Origin of the sequence: Pseudomonas gebzensis (genome assembly GCF_034427815.1) — a bacterium.
Lineage (GTDB): Bacteria > Pseudomonadota > Gammaproteobacteria > Pseudomonadales > Pseudomonadaceae > Aquipseudomonas.
Genome location: NZ_JAXQNS010000001.1, coordinates 822,905 through 841,890, shown reverse-complemented (window position 1 = coordinate 841,890; position 18,986 = coordinate 822,905). Strand labels below are relative to the sequence as shown.

At 63.8% G+C, this 18,986-nt stretch carries 19 protein-coding genes; 3 read left to right on the top strand and 16 right to left on the bottom strand.

Annotation, left to right across the window (positions count from 1 at the left end; genetic code table 11):
* Nucleotides 1–5 precede the first annotated feature (5 nt).
* Both SJI00_RS03995 and SJI00_RS03990 read right to left on the bottom strand, forming a co-directional pair.
* Nucleotides 6–212 carry a hypothetical protein gene (locus SJI00_RS03995; protein ID WP_322460430.1) on the bottom strand — a complete coding sequence of 69 codons (207 nt, stop codon included), beginning with the start codon at nt 210–212 and terminating at the stop codon, nt 6–8.
* Nucleotides 212–682 (bottom strand): hypothetical protein, encoded by a 471-nt coding sequence (locus tag SJI00_RS03990; RefSeq protein ID WP_322460429.1) that lies wholly within the window; start codon nt 680–682, stop codon nt 212–214. The genes SJI00_RS03995 and SJI00_RS03990 overlap by 1 nt, the downstream gene beginning before the upstream one ends.
* 312 nt (nt 683–994) lie before the next feature.
* Between SJI00_RS03990 and SJI00_RS03985 the strand changes: the two genes are divergently transcribed.
* Complete coding sequence (locus SJI00_RS03985; protein WP_322460428.1) at nt 995–1,210, top strand: hypothetical protein; 216 nt, start codon at nt 995–997, stop codon at nt 1,208–1,210.
* 82 nt (nt 1,211–1,292) lie between these two features.
* On the opposite strand, the gene SJI00_RS03980 is transcribed toward SJI00_RS03985, so the two are convergent.
* From SJI00_RS03980 to SJI00_RS03930, 11 genes are all read right to left on the bottom strand, one after another.
* Complete coding sequence (locus tag SJI00_RS03980; protein WP_312934186.1) at nt 1,293–1,697, bottom strand: TraR/DksA family transcriptional regulator; 405 nt, start codon at nt 1,695–1,697, stop codon at nt 1,293–1,295.
* Between the two features lie 231 nt (nt 1,698–1,928).
* Nucleotides 1,929–3,638, bottom strand: coding sequence for a PAS domain-containing hybrid sensor histidine kinase/response regulator (locus SJI00_RS03975; protein ID WP_322460427.1), 1,710 nt, complete (start codon nt 3,636–3,638; stop codon nt 1,929–1,931).
* A complete protein-coding gene (gene ercA, locus SJI00_RS03970; RefSeq protein WP_322460426.1) occupies nt 3,622–4,785 on the bottom strand; it encodes an alcohol dehydrogenase-like regulatory protein ErcA in 1,164 nt (387 codons plus the stop codon). The genes SJI00_RS03975 and ercA overlap by 17 nt, the downstream gene beginning before the upstream one ends.
* 141 nt (nt 4,786–4,926) lie before the next feature.
* Nucleotides 4,927–4,998, bottom strand: a complete 72-nt coding sequence (pqqA, locus tag SJI00_RS03965; protein WP_009394664.1) for a pyrroloquinoline quinone precursor peptide PqqA — start codon at nt 4,996–4,998, stop codon at nt 4,927–4,929.
* A gap of 152 nt (nt 4,999–5,150) precedes the next feature.
* Entirely contained in the window at nt 5,151–5,924 is a 774-nt protein-coding gene (locus SJI00_RS03960; RefSeq protein WP_322460425.1) for an enoyl-CoA hydratase, read from the bottom strand.
* Between the two features lie 13 nt (nt 5,925–5,937).
* Nucleotides 5,938–7,065 (bottom strand): acyl-CoA dehydrogenase, encoded by a 1,128-nt coding sequence (locus SJI00_RS03955; protein ID WP_322460424.1) that lies wholly within the window; start codon nt 7,063–7,065, stop codon nt 5,938–5,940.
* 9 nt (nt 7,066–7,074) lie between these two features.
* A complete protein-coding gene (locus tag SJI00_RS03950) occupies nt 7,075–8,268 on the bottom strand; it encodes an acetyl-CoA C-acyltransferase (protein ID WP_322460423.1) in 1,194 nt (397 codons plus the stop codon).
* Nucleotides 8,269–8,279: 11 nt separating this feature from the next.
* Nucleotides 8,280–9,047: an SDR family NAD(P)-dependent oxidoreductase gene (locus tag SJI00_RS03945; protein WP_322460422.1), complete on the bottom strand. Its 768-nt coding sequence runs from the start codon at nt 9,045–9,047 to the stop codon at nt 8,280–8,282.
* 164 nt (nt 9,048–9,211) lie between these two features.
* Nucleotides 9,212–13,717: an NEL-type E3 ubiquitin ligase domain-containing protein gene (locus tag SJI00_RS03940; RefSeq protein ID WP_322460421.1), complete on the bottom strand. Its 4,506-nt coding sequence runs from the start codon at nt 13,715–13,717 to the stop codon at nt 9,212–9,214.
* A gap of 76 nt (nt 13,718–13,793) precedes the next feature.
* Nucleotides 13,794–14,813, bottom strand: coding sequence for an AraC family transcriptional regulator (locus SJI00_RS03935; protein ID WP_322460420.1), 1,020 nt, complete (start codon nt 14,811–14,813; stop codon nt 13,794–13,796).
* Nucleotides 14,814–14,885: 72 nt separating this feature from the next.
* Nucleotides 14,886–15,443 carry an NADPH-dependent FMN reductase gene (locus SJI00_RS03930; protein ID WP_322460419.1) on the bottom strand — a complete coding sequence of 186 codons (558 nt, stop codon included), beginning with the start codon at nt 15,441–15,443 and terminating at the stop codon, nt 14,886–14,888.
* 156 nt (nt 15,444–15,599) lie between these two features.
* On the opposite strand from SJI00_RS03930, the gene SJI00_RS03925 reads away from it, so the two are divergent.
* Nucleotides 15,600–15,818 carry a hypothetical protein gene (locus tag SJI00_RS03925; RefSeq protein WP_312934196.1) on the top strand — a complete coding sequence of 73 codons (219 nt, stop codon included), beginning with the start codon at nt 15,600–15,602 and terminating at the stop codon, nt 15,816–15,818.
* 135 nt (nt 15,819–15,953) lie between these two features.
* Here the strand turns inward: SJI00_RS03925 and dnaQ are convergent, their stop codons facing one another.
* The 3 genes from dnaQ to SJI00_RS03910 form a co-directional block, all read right to left on the bottom strand.
* Nucleotides 15,954–16,694 carry a DNA polymerase III subunit epsilon gene (gene dnaQ, locus SJI00_RS03920; protein WP_322460418.1) on the bottom strand — a complete coding sequence of 247 codons (741 nt, stop codon included), beginning with the start codon at nt 16,692–16,694 and terminating at the stop codon, nt 15,954–15,956.
* Between the two features lie 83 nt (nt 16,695–16,777).
* Nucleotides 16,778–17,224: a ribonuclease HI gene (gene rnhA, locus SJI00_RS03915; RefSeq protein WP_322460417.1), complete on the bottom strand. Its 447-nt coding sequence runs from the start codon at nt 17,222–17,224 to the stop codon at nt 16,778–16,780.
* Between the two features lie 52 nt (nt 17,225–17,276).
* Nucleotides 17,277–18,035: a methyltransferase domain-containing protein gene (locus tag SJI00_RS03910; protein ID WP_322460416.1), complete on the bottom strand. Its 759-nt coding sequence runs from the start codon at nt 18,033–18,035 to the stop codon at nt 17,277–17,279.
* Nucleotides 18,036–18,119: 84 nt separating this feature from the next.
* Here SJI00_RS03910 and gloB point away from each other — a divergent pair, with 84 nt between their 5' ends.
* Nucleotides 18,120–18,899: a hydroxyacylglutathione hydrolase gene (gene gloB, locus SJI00_RS03905; protein ID WP_322460469.1), complete on the top strand. Its 780-nt coding sequence runs from the start codon at nt 18,120–18,122 to the stop codon at nt 18,897–18,899.
* Nucleotides 18,900–18,986: the final 87 nt, after the last annotated feature.

Below are 18,986 nucleotides of genomic sequence, written 5' to 3'. Positions count from 1 at the left end.
TGTACTCAGCCTGACGTCAGCCGTTGCAATTCACGTCTTACAGCCGCAGCGAAAGCCGGCGGGCTCATGACATAGAGCTGCGCCGCCACCCAGTCAAACCACTTGCCCTGCAGCTCAGTTCGCCGTGCCAACCATTGCTCGGCCATGACCACGGCCTCGGCGCGCGAACCGGCAACGGAGCGCTGCGGCAACGGCGAGCCAGGCTCGCCCATCACTCGCTGGCCTTGAACGTGGTCAGCTCGCCTTTTCGCCACTTAGCCACTTTACCGATCACGCCCTTGATCAACTTGCCCAGGCCTTCAGATACCTGCTGGTGCGCAGCGAAGACCAGCATCACGCCGTGTGCCTCACGGAATACGATGCCCTCGCCTTCTGGCACGGATACAAAAGCGTAATCGCCTACCCCATAGACGCTGAACTTGATGTCGCGAAAGCGCAGTTCCAGTTTGCCGCCTTCACGGCTGGGCAACACGGCAGCGCGCAGGTGATCGCCTACCTTGAGTTCAAGACGTTGTTTGTCGTCGACCACTAGCGCACTCTCGAGATCGACCTCGGCCATGTACAAACCGTCCGGGCCTTGCTCGCTGATGTAAACGAAACGTCCTTGGAACAGTTTGACCAGTTGGGCGCGCAGATCACCCAAGACAAACAATGCATGTGTATCCAACGTACTGACTGCCAATTAAGAAATCCTCGAAACGGTTGCACCCAGCGCCTGGGCAGCGCTCGAGCGCAGGCCTGGCGGCGGGACTTCAAGTTGAAGTGCGGGAGACTACTAATCAGTGCCTAAAGCGTCTGTCGAAGTAAGCAACGAGACTCGCAGGAATGATTACATCCTTGGCCAACTTCTTTTCCCTAACTAGGCTGGCGGCGTTTTCTGGCCGAACAAAGCGCGATGTCTGACAACAGCCCCGTCAGCAAAGATGCGTAGATGTGTCCGGTTTGCAGCCACGACAGGCATCTGGTGATCACCTACACGTTCCGGAAAAAGAATATGCACGATAAGACCGAAATTCGTCGAGAGGAAAAGGGTATTTCCTACGCTCAGCACCACGTGAACTTACCACGTTTCATTGTGATCCCCGCCGGTATCGGTTTTTTTCACGTGATGGAAAGCGCCACAGGCAGGGTCCGGGGATTCCGCCGCCTGCACCGGGATGCCTGCCTGCTGGCCCAATCACTCGATCACTCAGCAAACCGGTGTCCGTAGGGCAACAGCGAACAGCCGGGTATCGGAGCCATGTACACAAAGGCCCCAGGGATCGCTCCCTGGGGCCTTTGTCATCCCGCACTCAGACCTGACGCAAGTGGCGGTCGAGCTGCTCGTGGCGCTCTTGGGCCTCGATGCAATACTTGGTCGTGGGGCTGATCAGCAGGCGTTGCAGGCCGATAGGCTCGCCGCTGTCGTCGCACCAGCCGAAGCTTTCGTCCTGAATGCGACCCAGCGCCATTTCGAGTTGCGGCAGCAAACGCTGGTCGCGCTCGATGGCATTGACCAGCCAGTGCCGCTCTTCCTCGACAGACGCAACGTCGGCAGGGTCTGACGGCGTATCCAGACTCTCGATGGTGGTACGGCTCAGCTCGATACGCTCATGGGTATCCACCTTCATCGCTTGCAGCAGCGAGGTGAAGTAACCGAGCTGATCGGCATTCATGTAGTCATCGGCCGACATGGCCAGTAACTGTTCCTTGGTCATCGACTTCTCTATGAAAAAAGGTGCATTTGGGCGATCCGGGGGTCGCCAGCGTCGCGCGCAGGCAACGGAATTGTTCAAGCGCCCATCAGACGCTTGTTTGCAGGGGGCGGCAGTCTAAGGTGCCGCGTGCAAGTGGGCAACCTAAATGAGCATGGGCGGTCGGAAAACGGCACATCCTGCCCTTGCAAGGCATCCTTTGAACTGTATTGCCCTGCACTTCGCTGCGGCCGCTCAGCCGAGCAACTGGCTCAGCACCGCCCGCAACTTGCCGGGCTTGACGGGCTTGTTCAGCAAGGGGGCACTGACCTGCTGCATTGCACGCCGGCTCTGCTCGCTCCGGTCAGCGGTGATCATCACGGCCGGTATGGCAGCATCGAAATGGATGCGCAGCGCGCGAATCACATCGCACCCTGTCACGCCATGGTCCAGGTGAAAATCGGCAAGTACCAGCTCCGGCGCTCGCCCCTGGAGCGCCTGCAACGATTCCTGCAGATCGCTGGCAGTCACCACCTCGCACCCCCACTGTGCCAGTAGCGCGGCCATGCTCAGGCGGATGCTCAGTTCGTTGTCCAGCACCAGCAGGCGGCGCCCAGGCAGCGGATTGCCGAGCGTCGGCTGTGGCGCCGCCGGAACGGGCTGCGCGGGGTGCTCGGTGGACACTGGAATGTCGATACTGAACACCGAGCCGCGCCCCGGCCATGAGCGAACCGCCACCGGACACTGCAGGATCCGCGCAATCCGCTCGACGATGGCCAGGCCCAGGCCGACACCCTTGCGATCCGCCGCGCGGCCGACATCCAGCTGGTTGAACTCGAGAAAGATCGCCTGCAGTCGATCCTGGGCAATTCCGCGCCCGGTATCCCACACCTCGATGCGCAGCGCCCGACCGCGTAAGCGCCAGCCCAGCAGCACACGTCCGTGATCGGTATAGCGGCATGCATTGCTGAGAAAGTTGCGCAGGATACGCGTGAGCAGGCGCAGGTCGGTATGCAGGACTACCTGGCCGCCGCGGACCCGCAGGTGCAGGCTTGCGGCGGCAGCGACGGACTCGAACTCCGAAGCCAGTGGCAGCAGGACTTCATCCAGGCGATACAGGTCGAGGTCCGGCTGGATGCTGGCTTGGTCCAGGCGCGAGATGTCCAGCAGGTCCGTCAACAGGTCTTCAGCCCCTTCCAGCGCCTGGTGGGCACGCTCCACCAACACCTGCTCGGCCGCAGCCAGGGTGCGCTCGCGCAGCGTCGAGATCAGCAGCCGCGCAGCATTGAGCGGTTGCAGCAGGTCATGGCTGGCCGCCGCCAGGTACTTGTCTTTGCTGAGGTTGGCGGCCTGGGCGGCATCGCGCGCCTCGATCAGCTCGTTGGTGCGCTCGGCGACGCGCTGTTCGAGCTGGTCATTGAGTTGCTGCAGGCGATCCTGGGCAAGCTTGCGCTCAGTGATGTCAGCGACGAAGCCCTCGACCACGCCCTGTTCGTCAGGCCGCATGAGCAGGTTCATCAATACGTCGACGCTGCTGCCGTCGCGTCGGCGCAGGCGGGTTTCGTAGCCGAGCAACGCCTGCTCGCGCTGCAGCACCTCGACAATACCCAGCAGCTCCTGGCCACCGCCGACGAACAGCCGGCTGGCCAGTTCAGTGCGTGAAAACATCACTGCCAGCGGGTCGGCGTAGCCGAGCATGCGTGCCAGCGCCGGGTTGGCAGCGCGCATGCCGTCTTCCAGGCTGGCCTGGAAAATCCCGTGCACGGCATGTTCGAACAGCCACGTGTAGCGGTTGCGTTCGGCTTCGAGCTCTTCCAGGCGCACCGCAAGCTCGGGGTAGTGGCTCTTGCGCACGGTATGGTTGGACAGCCCGAGCAAGCCTGCCAGCGCCGCACCGCTGCGCGGCGATGCGTGCGACTGCGCGACACTGGACGCCTCGACGGCGGATTCAGAGCGCCTCGCCATACACCACCTCGACATCGCGCAAACTCGAATTGCGCGGGTTGGTCAGGATGCACGGATCGTCCATGGCATGGCGCGAGAGGAACGGGATGTCGCTGCTGCCGACCCCGTGCAAACCGAGGGTTTCGTGGAAGCCCACCGCCCGCTTGAGGGCGATCAAGTGTTCGACCAGGCGCTGGCGCACCTGCTGATGGTTCAGCCCACGGCAATCAATGCCCAGTGTTTGAGCGATAACCTTGAAGCGCTCGGGGGCAGCGCTGTAGTTGAACGCCACCACGTGCTCGACCAGCACCGCATTGCACAAGCCATGGGGCAAGTCGAGAAAGCCGCCAAGGCTGTGCGACATGGCATGCACGGCGCCCAGAATCGCATTGGAAAAGGCCAGCCCGGCCTGCATGCTGCCGAGCATGACCTTCTCGCGCAGGGCAATGTCGCCGGGCTGGGCGATCATCGCTACCAGGTTGCCATCGATCAGGCGCATGGCCTCCAGCGCGTGAGGGTCCGTCAGTGGCCCGTGGCCAGTCGACACGAATGCCTCGATGGCATGCACCAACGCATCGATGCCGGTACAGGCCGAGAGGAACGGGTCCATGCTCAGGGTGGTTTCCGGGTCGATCAGCGACACGTCCGGCACTACCGCCTTGCTGACGATGGAGAGCTTCATGCGCTCCTGCTGGTTGGAAAGAATGACGAACTGAGACACATCGGCGGAGGTGCCCGCCGTGGTGGGAATGAGGATCAGCGGAGGGCTGGGCACGCGGATGGTGTCGACGCCTTCGAACTCGAGAATGTGCCGGCCATGGGCAACCACGATGCCGATGCCCTTGGCGCAGTCCATAGGGCTGCCACCGCCGACGGCCACGATCACGTCGCACTGCTCGCTGCGGTAGCGCTCGGCGCCGGCCATGACCTCCTCGATCCGCGGATTGGGCGACACGGCGGTGTACAGGCAGTAGCCGATACCCTGGCCTCGCAGGCTGGCTTCGATATCGGCCACCCAGCCGGCCGCCACCACGCCCGGATCGCTGACCAGCAGTACCTTGCGCGCACCGAAGGTACGGGCGTAATTGGCGACATGGTGCCGGCTACCGGCGCCAAAGATGATTTCGGGGGAAACGAACTTGCGCAACTGGCTGAGATTCGCGCTCATTGCAACGCCTGCTTTTGTTGTTGTTATCCAAAGAGGGGCCTGAGCCTATGCCATCTTCCGTCATTTGCAATGCGACGTTCGGCGGGCGTTCCGGCACCCGGCACCCACAACCCGGGTGCCAGGCGCTCCATGCAGAACGGATCAACGGTTGGCGAAATACATCGTCACTTCAAAGCCGATCCGCAGATCGGTGAACGCAGGTTTTTTCCACATCGTTCCAGCCTCCTCTGGCACCACAGGATTGCGGTGCCACCAGTGATACACGCTCGCAGCGGCGCACGCCTTGCTACTTTGGCACTGGTTCGGGCGATGTCGGCAGGGGGCTGCACGCCACAGCCCAGGCACGGGCGCCCCCACCCAGCGTGTCAGCGATCCTTGAACTGCGCTTCACGCTTGGCAATGAACGCCGCCATGCCCTCTTTCTGATCTTGCGTGGCAAAGGCTGCATGGAACACTCGGCGCTCGAAGCGCACGCCTTCGCTCAAGCTCACCTCGAAGGCGCGGTTGACGCTCTCCTTGACCATCATGGTCACCGGAATCGACTTGCTGGCAATGCTCGTTGCCACCTTCAAGGCTTCGTCGAGCAACTCGGCCTGCGGCACGATGCGCGCCACCAAACCCGCACGTTCGGCTTCCTCGGCGCCCATCAAACGACCGCTCAGGCACAGTTCCATGGCTTTGGCCTTGCCCACCGCACGGGTCAGGCGCTGGGTGCCGCCCATGCCGGGCAGCACGCCGAGGTTGATCTCAGGCTGGCCGAACTTCGCAGTGTCGGCCGCCAGAATGAAATCGCACATCATCGCCAGCTCGCAGCCGCCGCCCAAGGCGAAGCCCGACACCGCAGCGATGATCGGCTTGCGCCGGTTGGCGATGCGGTCGGCGTCGCTGAACAGGTCTTCGGTGTAGATCTGCGGGTAGCTGAGGTCAGCCATTTCCTTGATGTCGGCGCCAGCGGCGAACGCCTTGGCAGAACCGGTCAGCACCACACAGCCGATCTGCGGATCATGCTCGAGCTGGTCCAGGGCCTGGTTGATCTCGGCGACGATCTGCGCGTTGAGCGCATTGAGGGCTTGTGGTCGGTTGAGGGTTATCAGGCCGACCTTGCCGTGAATGTCCAGAATGATGCTTTCAAATGCCATGCAAGCTGCTCCTTCAAAGATTGCGCGCGATGACCATGCGCTGAATGTCGCTGGTGCCTTCGTAGATCTGGCAGACGCGGACATCACGGTAGATCCGCTCCAGGGGGAAGTCGCTCAGATAGCCATATCCACCCAGCGTCTGCAAGGCATCGGAACAGACCTGCTCGGCCATTTCCGAGGCGAACAGCTTGGCCATCGACGCCTCGACCAGGGCGGGACGCCCGGCATCGCGAAGCGCGGCGGCGTGCAGCACCATTTGCCGGGCAACGGCAATGCGCGTGGCCATGTCGGCAAGGCGGAAGGCCACCGCCTGGTGTTCGATGATCGGCTTGCCGAAGCTCTGCCGCTCGCGGGCATAGTCGCGGGCCACCTCGAAAGCTGCGCGGGCCATGCCGACCGACTGGGCGGCGATACCCACGCGGCCGCCTTCGAGGTTGGCCAAGGCAATGCGGTAGCCCTCGCCCTCCTCGCCCAGGCGGTTGGCCATAGGAATGCGCATGCCGTCGAAGTGCAACTGGCAGGTGTCCGAGGCGTGCTGGCCAAGCTTGTCCTCGACCCGCGCGACCTGGTAGCCCGGCGTGTCGGTGGGCACGATGAAGGCACTCAGGCCACGCTTGCCGGCCTCGGGGTCGGTGACGGCAAAGACGATCACCGCGCCTGCGTTCTGTCCGGAAGTGATGAACTGTTTGCTGCCGTCGATGACGTAGTGCTCGCCATCGCGCCGCGCTCGGGTTTTCAGCGCACTGGCATCGGAGCCTGCCTGCGGCTCGGTCAGGGCAAAGGCGCCAAGCATCTCACCTTGGGCCAAGGGGATGAGAAAACGCTGCTTCTGCGCCTCGCTGCCGAAGTTGAGAATGGGCACACAACCGACCGAGTTGTGCACGCTCATGATGGTGGAACACGCGCCATCTCCGGCGGCGATTTCTTCCAGGGCCAAGGCATAGGCCACGTAACCGGTGTCACTGCCGCCCCACTGTTCGGGCACCAGCATGCCGAACAGGCCAAGGGCGGCCATTTCATCGATGGCCTCGCGGGGGAAGCGATGGGCCTTGTCCCATTGCTCGGCGAAGGGCTTGAGGCGTTCCTGGGCGAAATCGCGGATAGCGTCGGCGATCTGTTGCTGCTCATCGGTTATCAACATGGTTTCACCTCAATACAGACATTCGACCGCGAGCGCCGTAGCCTCACCGCCGCCGATGCAGATGGCAGCCACGCCACGGCGCAGACCGTTCTGGCGCAGCGCTGACAGCAGGGTCACCAGAATGCGCGCACCCGAGGCGCCGATCGGGTGGCCCAGCGCGCAGGCGCCGCCGTGGACATTGACCTTGGTGTGGGGCAAGTGCAGTTGCTGCATGGCAGCCAGAGCAACGACCGCAAAGGCTTCGTTGATCTCGAACAGATCGACGTCGTTCAGTGACCAGCCGGTGCGCGCCAACAGCCGTTCGATGGCGCCGATGGGTGCGGTGGGGAACAGCGCCGGGGCGTCAGCGAAGGCCGCATGGCCATGGATCACCGCCAACGGCGTCAACCCACGCTGCTCAGCCTGAGAGCGGCGCATCAGCACCAGAGCGGCGGCACCATCGGAGATCGAGCTGGCATTGGCGGCGGTGACAGTGCCATCGGCGCGAAAGGCCGGGCGCAGTTGGGGGATTTTCTCAAGGCGCGCCTTGGGCGGCTGTTCGTCTTCACTGACCAGACGGGTCTGCTTGCCTTCGGTCACCTCCACCGGGACGATTTCGGCGGTAAAACGGCCCTCGCTCATGGCCTGCTGAGCGCGCGTCAGCGAGGCGATAGCGAAGTCGTCCTGGGCCTGGCGGCTGAAGCCGTGGGTCTGCGCGCAGTCTTCGGCGAAGGTGCCCATCAGACGGCCCTTGTCATAGGCATCTTCAAGGCCATCGAGGAACATGTGGTCGAGCAGCTTGCCGTGGCCCATGCGGTAGCCGTTGCGCGCCTTGTCGAGCACATACGGCGCGTTGCTCATGCTCTCCATGCCGCCCGCCACCACCACCTCGGCGCTGCCGGCCAGCAGCAGGTCATGGGCCATGATCACCGCCTGCATGCCCGAACCGCACATCTTGTTCAAGGTGGTGCAGGTCGTGTGCTGGGCCAGCCCGGCGCCGAGGGCGGCCTGGCGTGCCGGCGCCTGGCCGAGGCCGGCGGGCAGCACGCAGCCGAACAGCACTTGCTCGACCTCGGCCGAGGCGATGCCGGCGCGCTCGACCGCAGCGGCAATCGCGACGGCGCCCAATTGCGGCGCGGTTCGGGAGGCCAGGTCACCTTGCAATCCGCCCATGGGGGTGCGTACGGCGCTGACGATAACGATGGGATCAGTGTGCAGGCTCATGATGAATCTCCTTAGCGCGCAGCCATGCGCAAGGCGCCGTCAAGCCGGATCACCTCGCCATTGAGCATGCTGTTTTCAATGATATGGCGCACCAGCGCGGCGTATTCCTGCGGGCGGCCAAGGCGTGGCGGGAACGGTACGCCCGCGGCCAGTGAGCTGCGCACCTCGTCGCTCATGCCGGCCATCATGGGGGTTTCAAAGATGCCGGGGGCGATGGTCATCACACGGATGCCATAGCGCGCCAGCTCACGAGCGACCGGCAAGGTCATGCTGGCAATGGCACCTTTGGACGCCGAATAAGCGGCTTGGCCGATCTGCCCATCGAAGGCGGCAACCGAGGCGGTGTTGATGATCACCCCGCGCTCGCCCTGCGCGTCGGCAGCGCCTTCGGCAATGGCGGCTGCCGCAAGGCGCATCAGGTTGAAGCTGCCGATCAGGTTGACGTTGATGATTCGCGAGAAGCTGTCCAGTGCGTGCGGGCCCTGCTTGCCCAGGACCTTCTCGCCGGCCACGACACCGGCGCAATTGACCAGTCCATGGAGGCTGCCAAACGCCTGGAGTGCGGCATCGACGGCGGCCTTGGCGGCGTGCTCATCACTGATGTCGGCGACCGCGAAGCGGGCGTTGTCACCCAGTTCACGGGCTTTGGCCTGGACCGCGTGTGCATTGAGGTCGACCAGCATGACCCGCGCACCGGCTTCGATGAGCATCTGCGCGGTGGCAGCGCCCAGCCCGGAGGCAGCGCCGCTGACGATGAATGGGGTGTTGGCGATGAGCATGTCCGGCGTCCTTCTGGCCCGACGACGGTGGCTGGTAAGGGCACGGGTTGGAATGAGGGAGAACTGTCACCGTCGTAGGCACGATAGTCGCGCTGCTGGGCAGGCGGAACAATGGCCAAAGCTGTCAGCGTGCCTGACTGCTTGGGCCATTGTCGGTCAGCGCATCACTGCGCAGGGGTGCTGGTTTCAGGGGTGCTCGTATCAAGCGTGTCGATGGCATCCAGGGTCAGTTGCAGGCGTAACGCCTGCAAAGCGCTGTTGCGGCGGACACTGAGCTCGTCCCAGCGCTGGCGGTAAGCCTCGCTGCTGAGGCTGTCGACTTGCGCGTCCAGCTCGGTGCCTTCCTCGTCGTACGCTGCCTGCAGCTCGGTAAAGGCGCGTTCATGTTCGGCCAGCAGGTAGTTTTGCCAGAACGTGCGCTCGGTCAGGCTTTCGGCCAGGGCCTCGCGGGTTTCTGCGGAACGGACGAACTGCAAGGCATCGTCCAGTTGCTGCGCGGTGACGTTGGCGATGGTCGCGTAATGCATGCTGGTGGGCTGGAACGGCAGGTCGAGGGCCGCTGCCAGATTGATGCGGTAGTACAGGCTGACCTCGACTTCATCGACGCCGCGCTCCTCGGCGATGCGCCGCTGCATGTCCTGACGGGCAAAAGCCTCGACCTGATTCAAGCGCCACAGGCGTCTGCCCAGGGTGATCAGCCGCGCGCCACGCGACGTGTCAGTCGTGGCATGAGCGTTGGCCTGGCTTTCCAGCACCTGCACCTGCAGATCGCTGAAACGCTCCGCCACGCTGTCGGCGCAAGTCAATGGGTCATTGGCCCGGCTGAAAATGGCCTCGCGCAAGTCGGCGTCGTGACTCAGCGCGGCGATCATCGACCACACCTGTTGGCTCAGATGGCCAGGCGAACGGCGGTAGTCGGCGGTGCGCTGGAGCTGGCCGAACAGCTCGAACAAGCCCGTGCTGTCGGCCATTGCGGACAAAGCGTCCCAGCGCTCCGCACGCTCGTTGCGATCGTCTACCCCACCCCGCGACAACCACTCCGTGCGGGCCGCGCCAGGCGACAGGCCTTCGGCCGGTACGCCTTGGACGCCAGCATGCACCCTATCGTGTGCCCTGAGACTGAACAACGCCTGCACTTGCTCAGCGCTCAGTGCATTGTGATCCACCAACAACGCGCGCCGATAGGCCAAGGGCATCTGCAGGATGCTGTCAGGGATGGAAGACAGCTGATTGTTGCGCAGATCAGCGATCTCCAGCAGCCCGCACAGGTCGAGCCCCACTGGCCAGGCGCGCAGGTGGCAGTAGCGCAGGCTGATCCACGACAGCCGCCAGAGATGATTGAAGCGCATGCGGAAGGTGCCCAGTGGGTTGTGGCTCAAGTTCAGCGAAGACAGTTGGGGCAGGCCGCTGAGTATCCCTTCGCCGATCGCGTCCAGGCGAATGCGATTGTGGTCCAGGTTCAGCGTTCGCAGACGAAGGAGGTAGGCGAGCCCTGGGGGAATGCTGGTGAAGTGGTTACTGCCGAGGTTGAGCCTGCGCAATTGACTGAACGCCCTCAGGAAGCTCACCGGAATGGCCTGCAGATGCATGTTGCGCAGAATCAGCACCGAGACGTGGTCGAATTCCAGCCGCGGTGGTAACTCGGGCAACTCCAACACGCCGATGCCGCTCAGGTCGAGGCGCATTTCCATCCCCAGGCCGTCGGGACTAGGCTCGAACTGGCCGATCATCCGCCAGCAACGGCGCAGCCGCTGACCCAGTTGCTGACGACCGTGGCGCACCGTCGCCTGGCGCGCATCGGTTTCCCACTCAGACAGCCTGCTGTGCAGGCGCTGATAGCTGTTTTCCTGCTCAAGGAGGGCCTCGTAGGGTGACTCGGTTGACTCCAGCAGTAGCAGGTACTGGTTAACGCCATGCTCGCTCAGCCCGGGGAACAATGCGCGAATGCGATGATGCAAGGCCCGTCTGGAGGTCGACGGGTGCCCCCGACCGCTGAGCAGATAGCCCACACGGCCGTCTGGCAGGCGCTGCCCCGGATTGAACCAGGGCGCCTCGAGGCGCCAGCCGAGCAACTGCAAACGACGGCTGACTGACTCGGGCAACTGCCGCACGAGCTGGTCGCGCAACGGCATCGACGCCTGTTCTGCCGGCAGGCCGAGCGCGGTCATCTGCTGCGGTGTCAGCAGCGCCACCAACGCTTCGAACAGCCCTTGCGGTTCGGCGATATCGAGCTCCAGGGCCTGACCCTGGTAGTCGTAGACCTGGAAACGATCCGCAGCCTGCACAAAGATGCGCAGGTTCTGCGCCTCGCCTTGAGGATCGAGAATGCTGACACGCCGCCCCCAGACACTGCCTTCACGCACCTCGATGTTCAGTGCCGAAGGCCAATGCGGCAGGCGGCGCAGCAAGGCGATGGCAAGGTCGGCGCTGTCGTTGTTGTAATGCTGGTCATAGACCAGCCCTTCAACGGCCCGGCTCAAACGCGCCAATTGCCTGAGCGAGCGGGCCTTGCGCGCCAGTGCGCAGGGAATGCGCTGTTCCAGCAGCGCCACGCGACGTTCGACCTCGCCGACCTCCCGGATCGCCTCTTCGGCATACGCGTCCGGCAATCCTGGAAAATCCCGCTGCAGCAGCGTGCGCAAGGCATCGCCCGGCCATTGCAGGGTGCTCAGGTGCTCGAACAACGGTCGACGCCAGGCCGCTTGGCGCGCAAGCACCGCGTTGCGCATCTGCGTGCCTTGCAACCTGCCGATGCCCGGCTGCTGCAGGCACCAAGCCTGAATCTGCGGGTCGGTCAGAGGATGTTGGCCAGCCAGTGCAGCGAAGAAGCGGTCTATCCGCCCGCGCGACTCGAAGCGTTGGACGGTGTCGAGCAGATTGACGGGCAGCGGCCGATTTTCGACGATCAATCCGCGCAGCTCATCGCTGTCCATGCCGGCAATGCGCAGGATCTGCCTGGCCTGCGCGGTGTCCAACAACGGGTCGCTGGGCCACAGGGCTGCGAGCATCCGCCCCTCGTCATGCCAGCTCATGGGATACGACAGGTGCAGGCGCCAGCCGCGCTCGCCGTTGCTTTCCACGATCGGGCCGTAAGTCTGCGGGCGCTGTGGGTGTCGCAAGCGCCATGACCCGCCGCCGCTGGCCTGCACCTCGTACCAGGCCTGGTTCACCCGCAACCAACGCCGTTTACCGTCGCCGTAGAGCCCGTCCGCCTGCAGTCGGGCCTCGGGTGGCGGGATTTGGTAAGCACTCGGATCGGCCGACCATAAGCGTTTGGCGCCACTGTCGAGGGTAACCGGCTGCAAGCCATCGACCAGACTGCTGCGGGCAAAACCGCGCGCCACCAACGACGCCCCGCCCGCCACAGCGGCCGTGACCGCCACCACCTCTGCCACCCCCAGAAAATGCTCCAGAGCCTCATGCTGATGGCCGTAGCTCCAGTCCTGCACGCCCTCGAACGCTTCGGACAGCACCTGCACCACCAACTGCCCGAGCAGCACCGCACCGACCACCGGGACGAAGAAGCCGGCCAGCCCCGCCAGCGCCAGACCAGCGCTCTTCCACTGCTCGCGGCGCCGGCTTGCCGCCGTGGCATCGACCAGCGCCGAGGGCACCAAGAGCAATCTGGCATCGCGCTTGATGCGCTCGACCTGGGCTGCCACCAGCGTGGCGAACGGATCACCGCTCAGCGCCTGCGCCTGTAGCTCAAGGTCCGGTACATCGTCCTTGAGCCGCTGACCCAACCGCGTCATGAACGCGGCCCGCTCATCCAGCGCAATCAACTGCGCAAACGCCTGATGGTCGTCCTGCGGCTGCAAGTCGGCCAGCAGCGCAGCGCTGAGATCCGACCAACCGGTAAACGCACGAAACGCTTGGGTGCTGTCGCTGGGCATGTACAGCACCACGCCTTGGATTTGCCCTTGCGCATCGTGCAACTCGATCGCCAGCACATCCGCCAGCAACTGCCCAAGCAGGCTGACGCGCACGGCCGTGCCACGCAGGCAATCGGCGCAGGCCTGGGCGCTGCCATCGACCAGCGCTTGCAGCGCTGCATGGGCAGCGGGCGCCAAATGGCCTTTGAGCCGCGCGATCTCGGCAGACAACAGAAAACCCGCGCGCTTGTCTTCGGCCAACAAGGCGCAGGTCGGTTCGGTGAACACCTGGATCAGCAATTGCTGGTAGCGGGCGCCGACATCTTCAGCACGGCAGGTGGCGATCAACGCGTTGGTGTCGGCAGCGATCAGGTCGAATGCGCCGGCGCGCACCAAGCCTGTGCCCTGGAAATAAGAGGTGTCAGCGGGGAAGTTCTGCATCAGCCGCAGGAGCGCCGGCTCGCGTCGGTAATCCGGCTCCAGGACCGTCCAGCCGGGCAGCGAAACGGAGGGAATGCTGGGCTTGACCACGCGCCATTCCAGCTGCTCCACCCTGGTACCCAGCGGCAGGTAACGCGCCAGGTGCTGGTTGAACTGGCGCTTGGCGAAGTCTTCCAGGGAGATCAACGCAACGGTGGCGTCACGCACGCGTTGATGGCTGGTGCGGTAGGCCTGGAAGCGGTCACGCAGGTGGTTGATCTGGGCCGGGGTGGCATCGGCCAACCATGGCATCAGCAGCGATCGAATGAAGATATCGCTGGGGTTGGCAGCCTGAGCGCCTGGGGTGGGATGGGTCATGAGCGGCTCCTGGAAATGGAGCGCTACGATGAACAATCCCGCGGTATAGCAGCAGGTGGAACGCTGTCCCGGAGGCTCAGGGCTTTTGCACGGCACCGCTCAAGGTGCGGTAGTGGCCGGGGTTGCACCCGAACCATTTGCGAAACGCCTTGTAGAACGAGCTGCTGTCGGCGTAGCCGAGCCGCTCGGCGATGTCGCTCATGGCAGCCCCCTGAGCGGCCAGCCAGCGCACCGCCAGCGCGCGCCGCACACTGTCCTTGAGGCCCTGGTAGGTCTGGCCCTCTTCCGCCAGGCGCCGACGCAGGGTCGAGGCTGACAGACACAGGCGTCGCGCCAACGACTCGGCATCGGGCCACTGGGCAGGATCGAGGGCCAGCAGGTCGCTGCGGATGCGGCGTGCGAGGCTGGCGGGATCGCGGTAGCGGACCAGGATGTTGCCTGGCGCCTGGGCGAGGAACTGCTGCAAGTCTTCGGCACTGCGGCGGATGGGCTGATCGAGACAATCACCGGCGATGATCATGCGTGTGCTGGGGCTGGCAAAGCGCAGGTTGTCCGAAAACATCACGCGGTAATCGTCGCAGAACGGCGGCTCGTCACAGCGCAGGTCCACCGCGAGAATGGGAATGCGCCGGCCTGCCAGCCAGCAGGCCAGACCATGGATGATCATCCATAGCGTGAAATAGGCGAACGCGCGTTGTGGGGTGGGCTCGGGTTCGTCGATGACCACCTGTGCCACGCTCTGCTGGCGCAACAGTCGCGGTTTCAGCGTACCGAGCGCCAGCGCCAGGTAATCCAGCGCGGTCTCGAGCCCCGCACCAAGCGTGGGTTGCGCAAGGCTCACCCGGCCCATGAAGGCCAGGCTGCCGAGCGGCAGGCCACGGGTGTCCATGGCAAAGAATTCGTCGTGGCACTGGCGCGCCAGCCGCCGCCACAGCGCAGCATAGGTCTGGCTGGGGATGCGTGCATCGGACCGCTGCACGCTGCAGGGATCGATGCCCAGACGCTGCAGCAGTGCGGCACTGGCCGAGGCATCCGGGCAGCTCTGCACCAGCGCCTCACGGACCAGGTGCATGGAAATGGTGTCTTTGTCGCTCATCTGAACCGGGCACCGGAGGCTGGGGGATGGGTCATCTTACCCAGCGGCCCCGGTGTGACAAGCGCGAGCGGTTCAGACCGAGCGGTTGAGTTTGACCCAGCCGGCAAATCGGTCGATGAACGACTGCAAGAACGGCCGGGTCTTGTCGTTCAGCTTGCCTGCCTCGTCGAACAGGTTGGCCGCGTTGCCGACATACGCTTCAGGCATCTGCATGCAGGGCATGTCGAGAAACACCAACGCCTGGCGTACGGCATGGTTGGCACCAAAGCCGCCCAGCGCACTGGGTGAAACACTGACGACTGCAGCAGGCTTACCGTTCCAGGCACTTTCCCCATAGGGCCGGGAACCCACATCGATGGCGTTTTTCAGGCAACCCGGCATGGTGCGGTTGTACTCGGGCGTGACGAACAAAACGGCATCGCTGTGGCGAATTTCGTCCCGGAACCGCTTCCACGCCTCGGGAGCATTGGCCTCGACATCTTCGTTGTAGAGCGCCAGGTCGCCGATCTCGACGATCTTCAGGGACAGGCTGGAGGGGGCAAGCTCGGACAGCGCCTGTGCAACCTTGCGGTTATAGGAGTCCTTGCGCAGGCTTCCGACGACGACGGCTACCGAATACTCATGGCTCATGGCGATTTCCTGACTGGGCTGTGGATTGAACGCTGTAGATATAGATGACCATTGTACGCGCTCAGGGTTTTTTTCTTTTTGCGAGGAAAACTTCCTGACCGCTGCATTGGTCTATCGCTACAGACATTTCCTAATATTTCAGAGGTTTCCTCGCTCATGGCAGCAGTAATGGTCGGCCAGTTTCACGCCCGCGACGCCGAAGGCCGTATCTATCCCGTCCACGAATTCCAGGAATCGACCCTGCAAGATGATGGCCACGCGGTGGGTTCACCCATCGTCACCTACCGCCTGGCGATTGGTGACCGGGTGAATCACCTGGGGGAAAATCGTTTTGAGCTGGTGAGCAACGGCGTTGAGCTGATCCGCGTTCCTTGATGTGAAACGCAGCCGTTATTCGAGAAGGAGGGATGACGGCTTGCCAGCGCTCGGTAGGCGCGGCCTGTTGCGCCCTTGGCTCACCCAGAGCCACCCTGCCCATGGGCGACAGCAGCGGGCCGCTCGGCCCCGATTTCAGCCAAGACTTTCCCACAGTGCAGGGCCACCGGCGGCCTTGGCGATGGCTGCCAGCCGTTCGGCGTGGGCGTCGAGCTCGGCCGGGGTGGCGAGCAGCACCGGCCCTGGCTGACGGCCGCTGACGCGGCGTATCTCGCTGGGGCGGGCCGTGCCGCCATCGTCGTTGTCACTGCCATTGCCGGCCAGCGACAGGCTGGTCTGGCCACCGGTCATTGCCAGATAGACATCCGCCAGCAACTCGGCATCGAGCAACGCGCCGTGCAGGTCGCGTCCGGAGTTGTCGATGCCGTAGCGTTTGCACAGGGCGTCGAGGCTGTTGCGCTGGCCAGGGTGGCGCGAGCGCGCCATCATCAGGGTGTCGAGAATCGGACAATGCACCGAGATATCAGCACGATGTGGCTGGCGGATCAGGGCGAATTCGTTGTTGATGAAGCCGACGTCGAACGCTGCGTTGTGAATGACCAGGGTCGCGCCCTGAATGAACTCGAAAAACTCATCAGCCACTTCGTTGAAGCGCGGCTTGCCAACCAGGAACGCATCGGTGATCCCGTGAACGCCGATCGCCCCTTCATCACTTTCGCGGTCAGGCTGCAGGTAGACGTGAAAATGGCGGCCGGTCAGGCGCCGACCGATGACCTCGACGCAGCCGATCTCGATCACCCGATGCCCTTCGGTCACGGGCATGCCGGTGGTTTCGGTGTCGAGGATGATGAGCCGTTTGTCTTGCTGCTGCTCCACGCGGTGACTCCAACTTGCATCACGAAAAAAGGCGGTGAGTGTACCCCAGGCCGCAGCGCGCTGCTGGCCCGGGGTGCGAGCGGTCAGCGGCTGCCGCGGACCTGCTCGACGCCCCGGTTGGCCAATTGGTCGGCGCGTTCGTTACCGGGGTGGCCGATGTGGCCGCGGACCCACTTCCAGGTAACCTTGTGGCGGTTGACCTGCTCGTCGAGCAGGCGCCACAGATCAGCGTTCTTCACCGGCTCCTTGGCAGCGGTTTTCCAGCCGCGCTTCTTCCAGTTGGCCATCCATTCGGTGATGCCTTTCATCACGTACTGCGAGTCTGTGGTGAGCACGACATCGCACTCGCGAGTCAGCACCATCAGGCCCTGGATGGCCGCCATCAACTCCATACGGTTGTTGGTGGTGTTGAGCTCACCGCCGCAGAGTTCTTTTTCTGCGCCCTTGTAGACGATCAGAACGCCCCAGCCGCCCAGGCCAGGATTGCCCTTGCAGGCACCATCGGTGTAGATCTCGACGCTTTCGGTCATGTACTGCCCATTCGCTTGAAAATTTTCGACGCTCGGCGAACAGCGAACCCGGTCAGGAATCGCTACGCCGGCGATTGACCTTGGCCAGCGGCAGTGGCAGCAACTTGCCCATGGGCTCGCGGCGGGCCTGGCGCAACGGTCGCAAGCCGACCACCATCTTGCGCGCCACCAGCACATAGACCCCGCCACCGCCGAGTTGCCAGCGGCCGGCCCGGCGCTCCCAACCCATCAGGCGTTGCTGCCAGGCTGGCGAGGCAAGCGGCGGACGATAGCACCCGAAGCGGCGTTTCTCCAGAGCGAAGCCCAGCAGGTTGAGCCAGTCGCCGAGCCGTGATGCAGAGATGCAGCGCGCCTTGCGCAACGCACCGTGACCCAGCACATGGCGCATGCCCCAGGTGCTCCAGGGATTGATGCCCACGATCAGCAGGTGCCCACCTGGGCGTACCGCCATGGCCGCTTCACGCAACAGGCCGTGCGGCGACAGGCTGAAGTCCAGGCCATGTTGCAGCACCACGACATCGGCGGCGTGTTCGCTGAGCGGCCAGGCCTGCTCTTCACAGACAATTTCCACGCCCGCAAACGGCGCGCCAAGGCGCACGTTGCGCTGCACTTGCGGCGCGCTGGGCGGCGCTTCGGCGCAGGGGCCGTAATGCACCAGGAAACCGCCGAAAAAGCGCGCCAGCTCCTCTTCGAGCAGGGCTTGCTCTTCCTTGAGCATCAGTTGTCCCAGCGGGCCGTCGAACCAATCTCGGGCCTCGCTGATCAGCTCGACCCATTCGCTATCGGCCTGGGCAAACGGTTGATCGCTCATTGCACTCTCCCTCGGAAGGTTCTCGCACTGCGCCATCGCAGCTAAGATGCCTCCATGTCCCACCAGATGACTCGGATCCGCGCCATGATACAGATCGATGCACTCCCCGCTTTTTCGGACAACTACATCTGGTTGTTACAGGATACTGCCACACAGCGCTGCGCGGTGGTCGACCCAGGCGATGCGCAACCGGTGCTCGACTGGCTCGATGCACATCCGCAGTGGCAACTGACCGACATCCTCATCACCCACCACCACCAGGACCACGTCGGCGGCGTCGAGGCGATCAAGGCCAGGACCGGCGCGCAGGTCCACGGCCCAGCCAACGAACAGATCCCGGCACGCGATGTGGCGCTGATCGACGGCGCCACGCTGACAGTGCTCGGCATCACCTTCCAAGTCATCGAGGTCCCTGGGCATACCTTGGGGCACATCGCCTTCTATAGCGCGCAGCCTGACGTGCCGTTGTTGTTCAGCGGCGATACCTTGTTTGCCGGGGGCTGTGGACGCGTGTTCGAGGGCACACCCGCGCAGATGCACGACTCGTTGGCGCGACTGGCCGCGCTGCCCGAGGCCACCGAGGTGTACTGCGCCCATGAATACACGCTGAGCAACCTGCGTTTCGCCCAGGCCGTGGAACCGGACAATGCCCAGGTTCGCCAGCGCCTGGCAGACGTGCACACACTGCGCGCCGAGCAGCGCATCACGCTGCCCTCCACCCTCGGCCTCGAGCGGCGGACCAATCCCTTCCTGCGCACCGCCGAAACATCTGTTAAACAAAAAGCAGACGAATGGACAGATAGCGTAAATCCTAGTTCCATCGCGGTTTTTGCTGCCTTGCGGGCCTGGAAAAATGCCTTTTGATAACCCCAAGATATATCGCAGCACATCGGCAAGGTTGACCCGGGGGGAAGCGATTCCTAGAATCGCCCAACTTTTTTGCCCGGATAA

Coding starts and splice junctions, on each gene's coding strand:
- SJI00_RS03995 (WP_322460430.1), bottom strand. CDS start 212: ATGGGCGAGCCTGGCTCGCCGTTGCCGCAGCGCTCCGTTGCCGGTTCG.
- SJI00_RS03985 (WP_322460428.1), top strand. CDS start 995: ATGCACGATAAGACCGAAATTCGTCGAGAGGAAAAGGGTATTTCCTAC.
- SJI00_RS03980 (WP_312934186.1), bottom strand. CDS start 1,697: ATGACCAAGGAACAGTTACTGGCCATGTCGGCCGATGACTACATGAAT.
- SJI00_RS03975 (WP_322460427.1), bottom strand. CDS start 3,638: ATGGCGAGGCGCTCTGAATCCGCCGTCGAGGCGTCCAGTGTCGCGCAG.
- ercA (WP_322460426.1), bottom strand. CDS start 4,785: ATGAGCGCGAATCTCAGCCAGTTGCGCAAGTTCGTTTCCCCCGAAATC.
- SJI00_RS03960 (WP_322460425.1), bottom strand. CDS start 5,924: ATGGCATTTGAAAGCATCATTCTGGACATTCACGGCAAGGTCGGCCTG.
- SJI00_RS03955 (WP_322460424.1), bottom strand. CDS start 7,065: ATGTTGATAACCGATGAGCAGCAACAGATCGCCGACGCTATCCGCGAT.
- SJI00_RS03950 (WP_322460423.1), bottom strand. CDS start 8,268: ATGAGCCTGCACACTGATCCCATCGTTATCGTCAGCGCCGTACGCACC.
- SJI00_RS03945 (WP_322460422.1), bottom strand. CDS start 9,047: ATGCTCATCGCCAACACCCCATTCATCGTCAGCGGCGCTGCCTCCGGG.
- SJI00_RS03940 (WP_322460421.1), bottom strand. CDS start 13,717: ATGACCCATCCCACCCCAGGCGCTCAGGCTGCCAACCCCAGCGATATC.
- SJI00_RS03935 (WP_322460420.1), bottom strand. CDS start 14,813: ATGAGCGACAAAGACACCATTTCCATGCACCTGGTCCGTGAGGCGCTG.
- SJI00_RS03930 (WP_322460419.1), bottom strand. CDS start 15,443: ATGAGCCATGAGTATTCGGTAGCCGTCGTCGTCGGAAGCCTGCGCAAG.
- SJI00_RS03925 (WP_312934196.1), top strand. CDS start 15,600: ATGGCAGCAGTAATGGTCGGCCAGTTTCACGCCCGCGACGCCGAAGGC.
- rnhA (WP_322460417.1), bottom strand. CDS start 17,224: ATGACCGAAAGCGTCGAGATCTACACCGATGGTGCCTGCAAGGGCAAT.
- SJI00_RS03910 (WP_322460416.1), bottom strand. CDS start 18,035: ATGAGCGATCAACCGTTTGCCCAGGCCGATAGCGAATGGGTCGAGCTG.
- gloB (WP_322460469.1), top strand. CDS start 18,120: ATGATACAGATCGATGCACTCCCCGCTTTTTCGGACAACTACATCTGG.